Source organism: Rhizobium sp. L51/94 (assembly GCF_019355555.1).
Lineage (GTDB): Bacteria > Pseudomonadota > Alphaproteobacteria > Rhizobiales > Rhizobiaceae > Rhizobium > Rhizobium rhododendri.
The window spans coordinates 764,873-778,250 of the sequence record NZ_CP072142.1; the positions used below are offsets into that span (position 1 = coordinate 764,873).

Consider the following 13,378-nt stretch of genomic DNA (forward strand, 5'->3'; position numbering starts at 1 on the left):
TCTGCTCCATGGCAGCTGCCATGACATGGACGTGAAGCCCCGTCTGCGCCATAATAACCCGGCATTCGTGTTCCGCACGGTGTAGGGCGCGCCGCCGGGTAGAATTAGCCGTTCAGTCGGCGCTGTGCCTGCCTTCATCGATCATCACGAAGATTACGGCAGGCGCAGCGCCTGTACCAGTCCTCACCCCCATCACCAGAAACCCCTCCGGTATACTTCTCGACGGCCTGGCCCTGACTTGCCTGCGCGCAGGCAAGTCAGGGCCAGGCAATCCGTCGAACGTCTACTCCGAAGTCACGAAAAACCGCCATGGGCGGCTCGGCACCGAATACCCGCACTTCTCAACGACCGTTCACAACTGCAGGGTAAATATCATGATCTGGAGCTGAGCCGCCGAGCTCTCGACCGGCCGACAAGTTCGATAGACGATTTCATCTGGTCGGCCCCCGAGGTCTTGGTTCGGCCGAGATGGACAGCGACGTCCGTGTGAGCAGACGCACAATAGGTGCACAACTGCAGGGCACGCGATCATTGACAATCGACCCTAGGACGTTACGATAGTTGTATGACGCAACCGTTTGAGTGTGACTATGGTATCCCTTCAGCATTCTGCTCTTGTTGATCCTGTTCGTGCGGCATCACGCGATCTGGTGCGTGAATTGGGTTTTACGGGGGCGTCTTTCGCCGGTACTGAACTCCCTCCGTCTGCGGTGCACGCCTTGATCGAGATTGAGAAAGGAAACGCCACCGCAGTCGAACTCGGCAAAGCTCTTAAGCTGGAAAAGTCGAGCGTGAGCCGCCTGCTGCGCAAGCTGATCGTGTCGCGCATGGTGGGCGAGAATCCTGGAAGAGATGATGGGCGAGTGAAGCTTCTGTCACTGACGCCCTTGGGCAGGGAGCGCGTTGCGGCCATCCATGCGTTTGCGCGGGCGCAAGTGTCGGATGCTCTTGCCCATCTTCGCCCCCAACAGGCCCGCATCGTGCTGGACGGGCTGCGACTTTACGCCGCGGCGCTCGGGAAGACCGTGCCCGCTCCAGTCATTGGGATCGCCGCTGGATACCAGCCAGGTCTCATTGCCCGCATCACGCAAATGCACGCCCTCTACTATACCAGGACATCGGGCTTCGGACAGCGGTTCGAGAGCGTCGTGGCGAGTGGTCTCGCTGAGTTCTGTGGCAGACTGGACAATCCGCAAAATGCGATCTGGACAGTTTTGCGAGACGGGGAGATCGTCGGATCGGTCGCAATCGACGGAGAAGATCTGGGGGCGGGCATCGCCCATCTGCGCTGGTTCATCATCGATGATGGCATACGTGGTACCGGCGCCGGGCGAAAGTTGTTGTCTGCAGCACTGGACTTCGTAGACGCTCAGGCATTCGTCGAAACTCATCTTTGGACCTTTGGAGGGCTCGATGCGGCCAGGCATCTTTATGAAGCTTATGGGTTCTCGCTCATAGAGGAGCGGGCCGGCAACCAATGGGGAAGCGAGGTCTGCGAGCAACGCTTTGTCAGGGCGAGACCGTGACGGGAAACAAATGATTTCTGCTCAGGTTGATGGCGGGGCAAAGTTCGCCATGCAACAGGGTCATTTTTTGCACGACAAACCCTGTCGCAATGTGAGGCTCGACGGCAATTCCTGAACGGAGGTTTGTCGTATAAGTTGCTATAGTAGAAATAGTCGATATGAGCGTGCTTCGGGCTCCTCATACTAGGTGTCAGGGTCTTCAGGTGGCGATCGCTCTAGCGGCAGTTAGGACCGAATAGCGAGCGCTGTCGGGGTGTCGCAAGGTTTGTCGCGTTAGTCGCCCTTCATCGCACTCTAGCGACGCGAACCCTGGAGGAAAGTTCAAGTCAATTTTCTTATGACGCAATCCTAAAACTCTCCCTATATCGTAGGGGCGTCACACCGAGCTTGCGCTGGAAAGCACTACGCATCTGATCTGGACTGCCGAAACCGCAGTCGAACGCCACGACCTTGAGCGGATAGTCGGTTGCCTCGAGCAGGCTCCGCGCCTGATCTATTCGAATGCCCTCCACGAAGTCGTGGGGCGTTATATCCATCTCCCGTACGAACATTCGCGCGATGCTGCGCGAGCTGACACCTGCGATCTCAGCAAGCCGCTCGACCGGGAAAGCCTCGCCGACATGCTCCATGACATAAGCCTGGACCTTGGCCAGTGGCGTGACCGTCTCGCCTGGCGCTCGCAGCAGCGGACTGAACTGGGACTGGCCGCCTTGGCGTTGAGCCACGACGACGAGGCCTTTGGCACATGCCAGCGATACCGCAGATCCGTGATCTTCGCCGACGAGAGCAAGACTAAGGTCTATCCCTGCCGTGACACCTGCCGACGTCACGAGGCGATCGTCACGGGCGTGTATCCGGTCATGCTCCACACGAGCAGTCGGGAACATGGCTGCAAGCTGGGCTGAACATATCCAGTGGGTGGTCACCGTCCGGCCGTCAATAAGACCGGCGTGCCCGAGCGCGAATGTGCCGTTGCATATGGAGCCGTAGCGCTCGGCCTGTGTTCCCCAGTTTTGGAGCCAGGCCGACATAGCGTCGTCTGGCGCTCTACCGGGAAGACCGGGTCCGCCAGCAACCAGCACCGTATTGAATTCGCGACTGGCTTCTTCGTAGTCGAGATCGGGCATCATCCACATGCCGTTCGAACTTTGGACAGGTGTCTTGCTCCCAGCCACCAGCAGGCATCGATAGTGGTCTTCAGCCGGAAGAAACCCATTGGCTGCGGCGAACACATCGAGCGGTCCCGCGACGTCCAACGCCTGAACGCCGTCATGAATGACCACTGCCACCTCCCTTATTGCCATGGCCTACCATCCGATCGCAAATTTTACGCTGAGGCAGGTTATCACACACAGTTGGCAGTTTCTCAATGTCCGCCGTCGTTGCGGTCAGAACGCCCATCTGCGATCAAGGAGGGGCGGAACACAACGCCGCCCCAGCCCTGACAAGGCGTTCAACGAACAAACGATCGCAAGGCTCGCAACCACCCCGATTTTGGGATGGCGGAGGCGTGTCTGCAGGTACGGAGAGAAGACATGGCACAAGGCAAAACGTCGACGATATCAGAAGCACTTTTCTCGAAGCCGGAGATCGACGGGGTCTCGATTCCCGACAGCGCGCTTTGCCGCGCCGTCACCGAGTTCGTCAGGGACACCGAGACCGAACTGTTGTTCAACCATTCAAGCCGCGTCTACTTCTTCGGCGCGATCGCCGGCCAAAAGCGCGGTCTCACAGTCAATCGCGAACTACTCTATGCCGCGACGATGTTCCACGACGTGGGTCTGATGCCATCGCACAGTAGCCCTCACCTACGGTTCGAAGTTGACGGCGCAAACGCTGCCCGCGATTTTCTGACGGCCCACAACGTCGATCCTTCCGATATCGAGAAGGTCTGGACTGGCATCGCCCTGCACACGACACCGGGCGTGCCCGAGTTCATGCACCCCGTCATTGCGCTGACTACGGCGGGTGTCGAGATGGACGTCCTCGGTCTGACCTACGACCAGTATGCCGACGACATCCGCGAAGCCGTAGTCGCCGCGTTTCCGCGCACACCCGCCTTCAAGGAAGATATCATTCAGGCCTTCTACGACGGCATCAAACATAAACCCGATACGACTTTCGGCAACGTCAAGGCGGACGTCATTGCCGACAAGGAGCCGCACTTTCGCCGCGGCAATTTCTGCTCCGTCATCCGGTGCTCAGGCTGGAATGCCTGATCGCACCCATCCTCAACCTCAAATCCATACCCAAATCATCACGGAGAAATACAATGGTTTCCAACGTCATTCTGGTTCACGGCGCATGGGCAGACGGTTCTTGCTGGAACAAGGTCATCCCGCTGCTGGCAGCTACTAATCGCACGGTTACGGCCGTGCAGCTTCCGCTGACAAGCTTCGAACAAGACGTCGCAGCAGTCCGCCGTGCGATTGCACTGGCCGACGGCGAGGTCATACTGGTCGGCCATAGTTATGCCGGCGCAGTCATTGGCGAAGCCGGGAACGATCCGAAGGTGGCGAGCCTTGTCTACGTCGACGCATTCGCGCCCGACGGCGGGGAATCCGCCGGTTCGCTCTTCGCACAGTTCGAAGCAGCGCCGCTGAACGGTGAAATCCGTCCGGACGCGGAAGGCTTCCTGAAACTGACGCAAGTGGGCATTTCGACGCTCTTCGCACAGGACCTCGATGCCGCAGAGCAGGCGCTTCTATATGCCACCCAGGGACCGGTCAACGGTGCAGCGCTTGGCGGGACGCTGACCCAGGCCGCATGGCGCACCCGGCCGACCTACTACCTGATCGGTGACCAGGACATGGCCATCCTGCCCGTGGAACAGGAGCGAATGGCGGCCCGTATGAACGCCACTGTTGCCCATGTCGATGCCAGCCATGTGCCGATGCTTTCGCATCCGGACGTCGTGGCCAACTTCACCCTCAAGGCTGCCGCTTAACCGAAGGCTTCCGCGACGGCGCTCGACCTCAGATAGAAGGACTATTGCAATGGACATCCATTCGAACGGCATACGACTCCATGTCGAGGACCGCGGTGTAGGTGCACCGGCTCTCGTCTTTCTGCACTACTGGGGCGGTTCGTCGCGGACGTGGCGGCACGTCATCGACGCTCTGCCACCCGGCTATCGCACGGTCGCGATAGACCAGCGCGGCTGGGGCGAGTCGGATGCGCCCGATGACGGATACGCCCTGAAAGACCTTGCGAACGATGCCTCTGGTGTGATCGATGTGCTGGGCCTCGATCGATACATCGTGGTGGGACATTCCATGGGCGGCAAGGTTGCGCAGCTTCTTGCCGCCCGCCAGCCAACAGGGCTGGTCGGATTGATACTGGTCGCCCCATCGCCGCCGTCGCCACTCGGCCTGCCGCTGGAAGTGAGAGAGGGGATGGTCGGTGCGTATACAAGCCGCGAGAGCGTCATCGCAACGGTCGAGCAAGTCCTTGCAGGCAGCCCGCTTGATCCTGACGATCTCGTCCGCGTGATCGCCGACAGCATGCGCGGCGCTCCGGCCGCCAAGGCGGCGTGGCCGCTCGCCGCCAGCCAGGAGGACATCACGAAGGCTGTTGTCGATGTGACGGTCCCGACGCTGGTAATTTCCGGTGAACTCGATCAGGTTGACCCTCCGTCCGTCCTGCAGAGGGAACTGCTACCGCGCATCCCGCAAGCGACATTGCACATTCTTCCGGGGGTAGGTCACCTTTCTCCGCTGGAAGCGCCGCGGGAGCTGGCCGGATTGATCCGAACCTTTGCTACTGCCATGGCCAAGGTCCCAATCCGTTCGCTGTTTTGATCATGCAGATATTTTCGACCCAGCCGCGTCGACTGTTGGGGCTAGGCAAGCGACCACGAGGATACCACCATGTTCGAAACAGAGATTATCCGCATTCCCATTCTGCCCCTGAAGATGGTCAATGCGCACGTCATTCGCTGCGAGGCCGGGTGCATCCTCGTCGACGCCGGAATACCCGGATCGGAGGGCAAGATCGGCCAGGTTCTCGGCCGGCACGGATTGTCGTTTCGTGACATCAAGCTGATAGTTGTCACCCATGCCCATACGGATCACGCCGGGAGCGCCGCCCGCCTTCGGGCGCTGTCAGGTGCGCCAATCCTCGCGCACGCGGACGATGTCGATTTCTACACCCGCCGGCGTCCCATGACCTACTGTCCGACCGGTCTGGTGGGAAAGCTGTTTTTTAGGACGCCTGCCCCTCATCAGCCCTATGAAGGCTTCGAGCCCGACATGCTGATGACCAACGGCGAGACGGTAAATCTCCTGAACTTTGGCGTCGACGGACTGGTACGCCACACGGCAGGTCACACCGCAGGTTCGATCTCTGTGAAGCTGGGGTCGCAGGACGTCCTGGTCGGAGACCTGCTCGCATCTGGAATTCTCATAGGAGGCGTGGCGTTCACGGGCCGTGCGATACGTCCGCCTTTCGAAGACGATCCACACGCAGTGGCCCGAGAATTAAACCGTATGGTAGAGGGCGGGAAGAGGCGCTTTTATATGGGCCATGGCGGCCCGCTTGGACCAGAGGAAGTTTTGCGCCATACAAAACGACTGTCGCATACTGCATCTCAATGCGGCCAGCATGGCAACTGCAATCATACCCGCCTAGAAGGGCTATAGTGATGAGGTTGCTTCAAGGTAGCGTGTCTAGCGCAGCGCAGCGCAGTCAGGCTGTAAATCGGCTAGGGGTCCCGATGCCGATACGCATGATAAACGCTTGTTATTCCTCACGTTGATAGGGTCATTTCTGGGCTCTGACTCACACCGGAGGATAGACAACCTAAAAGGGTGACGGCGATCGATAGGGGAAAATCCCTGATGCGGACGCTCTTGCGGACAGCGGTTGCGACAACCCGCAAAGTCAGGGCAGCGATCTGATGCTGCCTCAACGTCTCAATCAGCGTGATCGTCAGTCACAATTTGCCATGCCTGCACGTCTTAGGTGTGTGTTTCGTCTGTCGGCCTCGGCAGATCTTAAATGGACGATGCTCTTCCATGTTAAACAAGAGAGCTTTGCCGACGCGTTGGCACCCTGCCTGGCGCTATGAGACGGAGAGCGCGGGACGAGGGTTGACGACATTTGCAACCCGGCGCGAAACAATTTCGACGTTATCAGTCTTCAGCGGCATCGGAGATCGGGTTCGTGACTGCGAATGACGTCAAGACTAATTGGCAACGGCCGTTCGATTTGTGAACAGTTGTATCATCGAGTAATATTTGGTTAACTATAGGGCGAATAAGGGCCGGCGCTCTTATTGGTCCGCTTAGTATTAGCTGCTAGAAAAATACTCGAGCTTGCATCGTCGTTTTTAGCAGGATACGCCTGTATCTTGTCGACACCATCTTTGATACACAAGGACAGTTATGAGCGCCTGTTTTAAAGCCGGCAGGAACGTCGACATTGAATTGCGACTGATCTCCTATGCGGACGCTGCCCATGTCGATCGCGTCGACTATCAGCTGTCCGAGGATTCGCGAGAGGCGGTGGCGACGTTCAGGTGTGAGAGCTTTGGAGACTGCGTGGTATTCCTGGAGCTGAGCGACGAGGCCTTGGTTACGGAAAGCGATTTGGCGACCATGGCCATGCTTGCCAATGCGGAGCTCGAGAGGATCGTCTGCGACAGCGGTTATGGCGCGGTGTTCGATATCATAAGACAGAGCTCTCCCGTAACAGTCCCGGATCGTTTCAGGATCGAATACAAGCAGTTTCAATAGGTCGCCGTACCTTTCCCACAGTTTGCCGGAATTTCCGTTCCGTCGAAAAAGCATGTCAAAAGATCGGCGGTGTGAAGACCGCGACTGCCATCTCGCTTTGCCAATGTTGGCGGGTCTGGACACGTGTTGAATGGTATCCAACTCGGCCACATCAACGTTCCCGGTACATAGGGCGCACGTCTATTCCGTCGCGCGACAACCAGAGTGTGAAACTGGTGGAAGCCCGCACGGCTCGCAGCCCTCGTTTTGCTGTTGCCGCCCGTTCACTGCGAAACCAGCAGAAATGCAAGCCATCGACGCCGGCGGCCAACCTAAAGTTGCGTGGCGAGGGGCTCGCGGCCCTTTGCAAATTAACCATATTGTGAACGGTGGAGGCGATCGATCGCGACGAGGATTGTTATGATTTTAATAAATCGTTAGGATCTTTTGGGGGCAAAGGAAAAGACGATGACGGTGCGCAATAAATCTTTACACCCTCTGGCTGCCACGACAAGCTTTGCGGCTCAAGGACTTGCCGCACTCAATCGGATTGAATACCGACGCGTCGTCGCCGGTAACGATCTCGAAGAGATTTTCCGCCTGCGATACAACGCCTATCGGCGCGAAGAACTGATCGAGTCCGATGCGTCCCATCAGAGCGCGGACGCCTATGACAGTTCGCCGAATGCCCAGATTTTCGGCCTCTATTTCGAGGATCGTCTCGCGAGCTCGCTTCGCATTCATTTCGCGACACCCACAGAGCGAACTTGTCCAACGAATTCGCATTTTCCCGGCGCTCTGGAGTCCCATTTTGACAGAGGTTTCAAATTTATCGATTCCAGTCGCTTTTGCGCCGATTCATACCTGTCCGGTATCCTTCCATTTCTGCCCTTCATGACGATACGGCTGACGGCGATGGCATGCATCTTTTTCGACGCAGACTTCACGCTGTCCGTTATTCGTCCGGAGCATGCAGGCTTTTATAAGCGTTACTACGGCATGAAAAAATGGAGAGGCAGCCAGAAGGTCGACTGGTTCGCCCATGAAGTGGATCTCTACGCCAATGGAAAACTCGAAAACAGCGATTCCATCCTGAGTCGACTTCCTTTCTTCAGATCCCTGAGCTCAGAACGCAAACGCCTTTTCAGCACGCCGCCGGAGGGTGTGGAATCCGTTTCGGTCATTCCGTCGGCTGAAGCCGCAATTTTGATCGCGCGTTAGATCTTTCGTTCCAACATTGCCTGCGACACCCGTTAACCGCACAGGTCGGTTTTTTTGTTCTAACAGGCAAATCGCGTCATCGTGGATGCCCCGATATCGTGTCTGACAAAAGGTCAATCGGACGCAATATAAGGCTTTTTATGCCGCCTTTGGCCGGACCTCTCTTCGCTCAATCATGGCAGGCGAGTGCGTGCATCTGAGCAAATACGACCACCGATGGCGGCATCAAGGCTTTTTGATCCGAACAACTTTCTTTCCCGTCTGCCCTTTGTCAATCGCCAGGAGTTCATCTATGCGCGCATTGATGTCGTCGTTCACCATCGGCCGCCCAAACAAATAGCCCTGAATGAGATCGACATTGGACATCTGTATAATATTAAGCTGCTCGAGCGTCTCCACCCCTTCAACCACGATCCCGAACCCAAGGGATTTGGTAAAGGTGACCATCGAGGTGAAAAACGTTCTGGCACGCTGATCCGTGACAATGTTCTCGACAAACGACCGATCTATTTTCAGTTTATCAAGTGGCATGTCGTTGATGAGCGCCAGGTTGGAATACCCAGTTCCGAAATCATCAATGGCGATCCTGATCCCCATATCTTGCAGATTGCGCAGGACGCCTGCGGCTTGGCCGCGGTCCTTTACGAAAACGCTTTCTGTCACCTCTATTTGCAGTCGATGCGGGTCAAGTTTAGCACTGGTAAGCGCAATTTTTATGACGTCGAGTATCCTGTGGTTGGCAAGGTCAACGGCGCTCAGGTTGACCGACACGCATATGGTCGGGTCGTGCCACCCGGCGCAATCCCTGCAGGCACGGTTCATCATGGACACTGTCAGCTCGTGAATAAACCCGTATTGCTCGGCGATGGGAATAAATCGCGCCGGCACGATGCTACCGAGTTCCGGGTGGTGCCAGCGCGCCAACGCCTCACAGCAGACCAGCCTGGCGCCGTCGGGCGTGTACATTGGCTGGTAGACTGGCGTGATGTAACCCTCGCGCAGGGCGATCCTGAAGTCATCCTTCAGCTTCTGTTCCTTGTGATACTCTGCAGCCATCGCCTCATCGAATTGCAACCAGCCGATATCAGGCTCTTTCTTGGCTGTCAGAAGCGCGACATCGGCCTTTTTCATAGCATCTTCGAGGACGAACGAGTCCTTTCTACAGATGACCACGCCGCCCGAACATTTGATATCAAGCTTGCTCACGCGCTGCATGACGACACCGTCATCATTGTCGCCATCGTCCGCAATTTCATAACGGCGGCAAAGTCGCGTGAAGATTTTGTCTAGCTCCTCCTTGATATGGCGCTCATCCTTGAGGCCCAAAATCGCGATCATGAATTCGTCGCCGCCCCAGCGCCCGCGCAGCATGCGCTCGGTCTCGAGCGCGTTGATCGCCTGGCCAACACTGCGAATGGCGGCGTCGCCCGTCGCGTGGCCAAAATTGTCATTGATGAGCTTGAACTTGTTGATATCGAGTTGCCCGATGGCGATCAATTCTTCATCGCCCATCCCTTGCACGGCTTCGTTGATCTGTTCGATCAGGTAACGGCGGTTTGGCAGCCCGGACAGGTGGTCGAAGTTCGCATTGAGCCTGGCTCTCTCATAGGCCTCGACCCTCAGTGTTACGTCCTCGCAAATAAGGACGGCACCGCCAATGGCCTCATCCTCTTTCGGGGTTCTCGTTGGTAGTTTGTTGACGGTCAACTGGATATGCTTGTCACCGATGTTGACCGTCTTTGAGGCCGAGTCGCCACCCATGAGGTCGCCAATTGCCGCCCTTAACTCGGACGCTTCGCCACGGGTCAGTTGATTGCTGACCATGCCAAGGGTGACCAGTCGCAAAAGGCGCGTCCTGTTGGCCACAACCGCCGCCTGGTCCGGGATGCCAAACATTCTTGCGGCCTTGAAGTTCATGATGGAGACCTTGTCGTTGTCGTCGATCATGATGAGGCCGCCAGGCATATAGTTCAGAGCCGCTTCGAACAGCTTCCGAAAAGCATTGGCGTGATGAAGGTTGGTCAAACTGCTGTACAGGATTCCACGGACCTGGCGCGCCATCTGGCGTGCAATCAGCATGACGGGAAGGAGCAGAAGGGCCGTGACGACCATGATTTTATCATTCGCCAAGACACCCTTGAGTGCCAAAGTTAACATCATGGGCGCGCAGGTGATGAAGACGAGAGCGTCGATGTTAAACTTGTCGCCGAAGTTCTTGCCGACCACCGAGTTCAATGTCCCGAGCGCCAGACCAATTGCAGCGAGCGTGGCAAGGGAACCGGGATCGATCCAGACGGTAAAACAGGAGATAAAAGCCAGGCAAAGGGCCGTGGAGCAGGAACCGATGATATAGCGGGCTCTCCAGATACGGATCTGGGCGTCCGTGACCTCATACCCGCGTTTGCGGGCCATCTGCCTATTGAAGTTGGACGAGTCCCACATCCGCACGGCGAGAATGAGAGTTAGGACAGCGATCAGATATAGGAATTCGCTGCGGCCAAGGTTGAAGTAGCCGAGCAGACAGACCGCGCATTGCGAAACCCAGCCCGTGACCAGCGTCTCTGTCTGCATGAAAAGTGTGTCGACGAAAGACTTTTTAATAGACGGCGGAAGGGTTTCTTGCGCGAAGAGTGTTTTCAATCTCGTGGCTTTCACCTGGATCACCTAACGACAGTAGTATTGCCCGTTTACCATCTGCAAAATTTATCCAAGAGATATGAAATATTCAGCACTCACGCAAAGGGAAACCCCCACTGCGCGATGTTACTTTGTACATCGTTAATAGAACCTGTGGCGTGAAGCTTTACTGCGCAGGCGTCCCATGCCGCTGTACGGAACTGGCACTGCTGGTTCGCACGTTTTCCTCACGGTGCCACACGTACTTGTCCCGAGCTAATTGTGTGTCCTCACATTGCTCGTCCTCGCAACGCGAGCATAGCCGAGGATCCGTTGCGGCATCGACTGGTTGTTGGTGTCTAATGGTGTCTGTTGGCTCACCGTCGTGCGTCCTCCCATCAGCCCTATAGTTTTCTGTATAAACAATGAGCGTCAGTAACCCCGCTGTTCCAAGTGCGTTTTAGGACCTTCACAGAAAGCTTTCTGCGGCAAAGCGCCTTCGTCGTGCGGCCGAAGGGGCAGAGAGCGTAAAAATCGCTTGCTACCCATGATTTCCGCTCAGGTCGGTCGCGGGGCAAAGTTCGCCATGCAACAGGGTCATTTTTTGCACGACAAACCCTGTCGCAATGTGAGGCTCGACGGCAATTCCTGAACGGAGGTTTGTCGTATAGGTTGCTATAGTAGGAATAGTCGATATAAGCGTCCCTCGGGTTCCGGATACTAGGTGTCAGGGTCTTGAGAAAGCCGAAATTGAGAGCTACGGCGTTTATCTAAAAGATAAATCGCGTTCACCGAGTCGCGGCGGCAACAAGCGCGCCTGGCACCAACACGTCATGGTGATCGCCGGAGAGAAATATTCTTTTCTAGCAGCATGGTCGGGCAAACTTGTATTCAAAGGCGAAACTGTAAACTTCGAGTGGGACTGGTATGAAACCCATAATCGTGCGTTACGCATTTCGGTAAGGTTTTTTGATATAAGGCAGCCAGATCAGAGAGACAGTTGCGTCGCGAGGACCCTTACCCCTTGGTCGGGATGCCTATCGATCTCTTCAGGATTGGCGGACTGTGGCGGAGGTTGCGCTCAGACTTTCGGAAGCGAATAGCAGGTGAGCACCGCGCTGTCTTCGCCCTCAATAGTCACTTCGATGACTTCGTTGACGAAGTCCTGCCCCACGACGAATTCTTCCAGAATGAGCGCGAACAATTCCTGTTGTAGGGCCGGTAGGACCTGCGGAACAATGATCACCAAGCCCGCATGAAACTCTTCTTTTGCATAGAGCTTGCGAAAGTCGCGAGTGTTGTTCGTTACGAATGTGAAATCCTCGGCCACGATCCGCGGCATTATCCCAGTCCGTTTCGCCGCTCAAACCCAGCCAGTTGACAGGGGAGCAGTCGTGGCCGGCACTTTGGGCCACGGCAACGAGCGACGTGTGAAGGCATTCGTCGATCATAAATTTCACGATGCCGAGCCGGACGAATTGGAAGTCGTCCCAACACGCAAACGCTTTGTGGATGTCGCCTTCAATCCGAGTTCAGACAGCTTTCGCGGCCGTCCCCTTGCCGGATGGGCGGCAGCCCAGATTTCAGCAGACTCAACCATTCCTGGGCTGAGAGACGGATAGCCTTCAAGAATTTCCGATGTACTAGCCCCCTGAGCTTTCATCGCGGCGATCATTCTCACTGGAATGCGGGTCCCTTTGTAAACTGGCTCTCCACCCATGACTCCCTTGACGATTTGTATCACCTGCTCTGCCTGCCTCAGTGATTCAGCCCGTGCTGCTAACTGTTTACGGGCGCGCGCAACATCCACGATGAGATAGTCGTCCGCCCGTACCGTATCCGCGTCGGGGTTCTGTTCGATGGTGTCGAACAGTCGTTTGCGGCGCTTGGCAGATAGGATTGACCCTACCCCATACCAAAGCTTCAGCCGCAACAGATCGTCATCATTGAGCGTACGCCCTTCGCCCCCGATAAACTGCGCAATGATTTGCTTGTCGATCGCGTTGTGCACCGACTTCACTGCGATCTCGCTCAGAGCTGCAGCTTCAGTCGGCGTATAGGCGCGTGAAACAGCCATAATCATTCTCCTTTTGGAGAAGGATATGATGCGACGAATGCTGGTGGTAAAGCCCTCATATTCGAGTTTTCTGCAATCTCTTTTCAATCACTCATCCAAGGCCAGGAGGCGATGGATTGGCACCTTTTGGCGATAGTGATGCGGAGTTGGAAGTGAGCGATGCTGATGGGTTCAATTCGAAATGCCCCTCGGGATAAGGGGTATCAGTCTTTCGCATCGATTGG

11 protein-coding genes are annotated in these 13,378 nt (G+C 56.4%); 7 read left to right on the plus strand and 4 right to left on the minus strand.

Translation table 11 applies throughout. The features are described from left to right. Positions 1 to 590: 590 nt before the first annotated feature. The gene (locus tag J5274_RS21520) at positions 591 to 1,526 is read left to right on the plus strand and encodes a helix-turn-helix domain-containing GNAT family N-acetyltransferase (RefSeq protein WP_219274983.1); all 936 of its coding nucleotides are present in this window, start codon (positions 591 to 593) and stop codon (positions 1,524 to 1,526) included. 335 nt (positions 1,527 to 1,861) lie between these two features. Here J5274_RS21520 and J5274_RS21525 read toward each other — a convergent pair whose 3' ends face one another. After that, positions 1,862 to 2,830, minus strand: coding sequence for a GlxA family transcriptional regulator (locus tag J5274_RS21525; protein WP_142831742.1), 969 nt, complete (start codon positions 2,828 to 2,830; stop codon positions 1,862 to 1,864). A 231-nt stretch (positions 2,831 to 3,061) separates the two neighbouring features. Between J5274_RS21525 and J5274_RS21530 the strand changes: the two genes are divergently transcribed. From J5274_RS21530 to J5274_RS21555, 6 genes are all read left to right on the plus strand, one after another. Then, the gene (locus tag J5274_RS21530; protein ID WP_219274984.1) at positions 3,062 to 3,745 is read left to right on the plus strand and encodes an HD domain-containing protein; all 684 of its coding nucleotides are present in this window, start codon (positions 3,062 to 3,064) and stop codon (positions 3,743 to 3,745) included. A 53-nt stretch (positions 3,746 to 3,798) separates the two neighbouring features. Continuing rightward, positions 3,799 to 4,473, plus strand: coding sequence for an alpha/beta fold hydrolase (locus tag J5274_RS21535; protein WP_219274985.1), 675 nt, complete (start codon positions 3,799 to 3,801; stop codon positions 4,471 to 4,473). A gap of 49 nt (positions 4,474 to 4,522) precedes the next feature. Next, entirely contained in the window at positions 4,523 to 5,326 is an 804-nt protein-coding gene (locus J5274_RS21540; RefSeq protein ID WP_209183089.1) for an alpha/beta fold hydrolase, read from the plus strand. Positions 5,327 to 5,395: 69 nt separating this feature from the next. Next, entirely contained in the window at positions 5,396 to 6,166 is a 771-nt protein-coding gene (locus J5274_RS21545; RefSeq protein ID WP_219274986.1) for an MBL fold metallo-hydrolase, read from the plus strand. Positions 6,167 to 6,910: 744 nt separating this feature from the next. Continuing rightward, complete coding sequence (locus J5274_RS21550) at positions 6,911 to 7,261, plus strand: hypothetical protein (RefSeq protein WP_142831737.1); 351 nt, start codon at positions 6,911 to 6,913, stop codon at positions 7,259 to 7,261. Positions 7,262 to 7,708: 447 nt separating this feature from the next. Further along, positions 7,709 to 8,461 carry a hypothetical protein gene (locus J5274_RS21555; RefSeq protein WP_219274988.1) on the plus strand — a complete coding sequence of 251 codons (753 nt, stop codon included), beginning with the start codon at positions 7,709 to 7,711 and terminating at the stop codon, positions 8,459 to 8,461. 225 nt (positions 8,462 to 8,686) lie between these two features. Here the strand turns inward: J5274_RS21555 and J5274_RS21560 are convergent, their stop codons facing one another. From J5274_RS21560 to J5274_RS21570, 3 genes are all read right to left on the minus strand, one after another. Beyond that, entirely contained in the window at positions 8,687 to 11,116 is a 2,430-nt protein-coding gene (locus J5274_RS21560; protein ID WP_142831735.1) for a bifunctional diguanylate cyclase/phosphodiesterase, read from the minus strand. Between the two features lie 1,042 nt (positions 11,117 to 12,158). Continuing rightward, positions 12,159 to 12,419 (minus strand): hypothetical protein, encoded by a 261-nt coding sequence (locus J5274_RS21565; RefSeq protein ID WP_142831734.1) that lies wholly within the window; start codon positions 12,417 to 12,419, stop codon positions 12,159 to 12,161. Positions 12,420 to 12,533: 114 nt separating this feature from the next. Beyond that, positions 12,534 to 13,157: a DUF433 domain-containing protein gene (locus J5274_RS21570; protein ID WP_219275672.1), complete on the minus strand. Its 624-nt coding sequence runs from the start codon at positions 13,155 to 13,157 to the stop codon at positions 12,534 to 12,536. Between the last annotated feature and the right edge of the window lie 221 nt (positions 13,158 to 13,378).

What these genes read in the sequence shown, in the direction of transcription:
- J5274_RS21565 (WP_142831734.1), bottom strand. Translation starts at nt 12,419, where the DNA reads ATGCCGCGGATCGTGGCCGAGGATTTCACATTCGTAACGAACAACACT.
- J5274_RS21555 (WP_219274988.1), top strand. Translation starts at nt 7,709, where the DNA reads ATGACGGTGCGCAATAAATCTTTACACCCTCTGGCTGCCACGACAAGC.
- J5274_RS21535 (WP_219274985.1), top strand. Translation starts at nt 3,799, where the DNA reads ATGGTTTCCAACGTCATTCTGGTTCACGGCGCATGGGCAGACGGTTCT.
- J5274_RS21520 (WP_219274983.1), top strand. Translation starts at nt 591, where the DNA reads ATGGTATCCCTTCAGCATTCTGCTCTTGTTGATCCTGTTCGTGCGGCA.
- J5274_RS21530 (WP_219274984.1), top strand. Translation starts at nt 3,062, where the DNA reads ATGGCACAAGGCAAAACGTCGACGATATCAGAAGCACTTTTCTCGAAG.
- J5274_RS21545 (WP_219274986.1), top strand. Translation starts at nt 5,396, where the DNA reads ATGTTCGAAACAGAGATTATCCGCATTCCCATTCTGCCCCTGAAGATG.
- J5274_RS21550 (WP_142831737.1), top strand. Translation starts at nt 6,911, where the DNA reads ATGAGCGCCTGTTTTAAAGCCGGCAGGAACGTCGACATTGAATTGCGA.
- J5274_RS21540 (WP_209183089.1), top strand. Translation starts at nt 4,523, where the DNA reads ATGGACATCCATTCGAACGGCATACGACTCCATGTCGAGGACCGCGGT.
- J5274_RS21525 (WP_142831742.1), bottom strand. Translation starts at nt 2,830, where the DNA reads ATGGCAATAAGGGAGGTGGCAGTGGTCATTCATGACGGCGTTCAGGCG.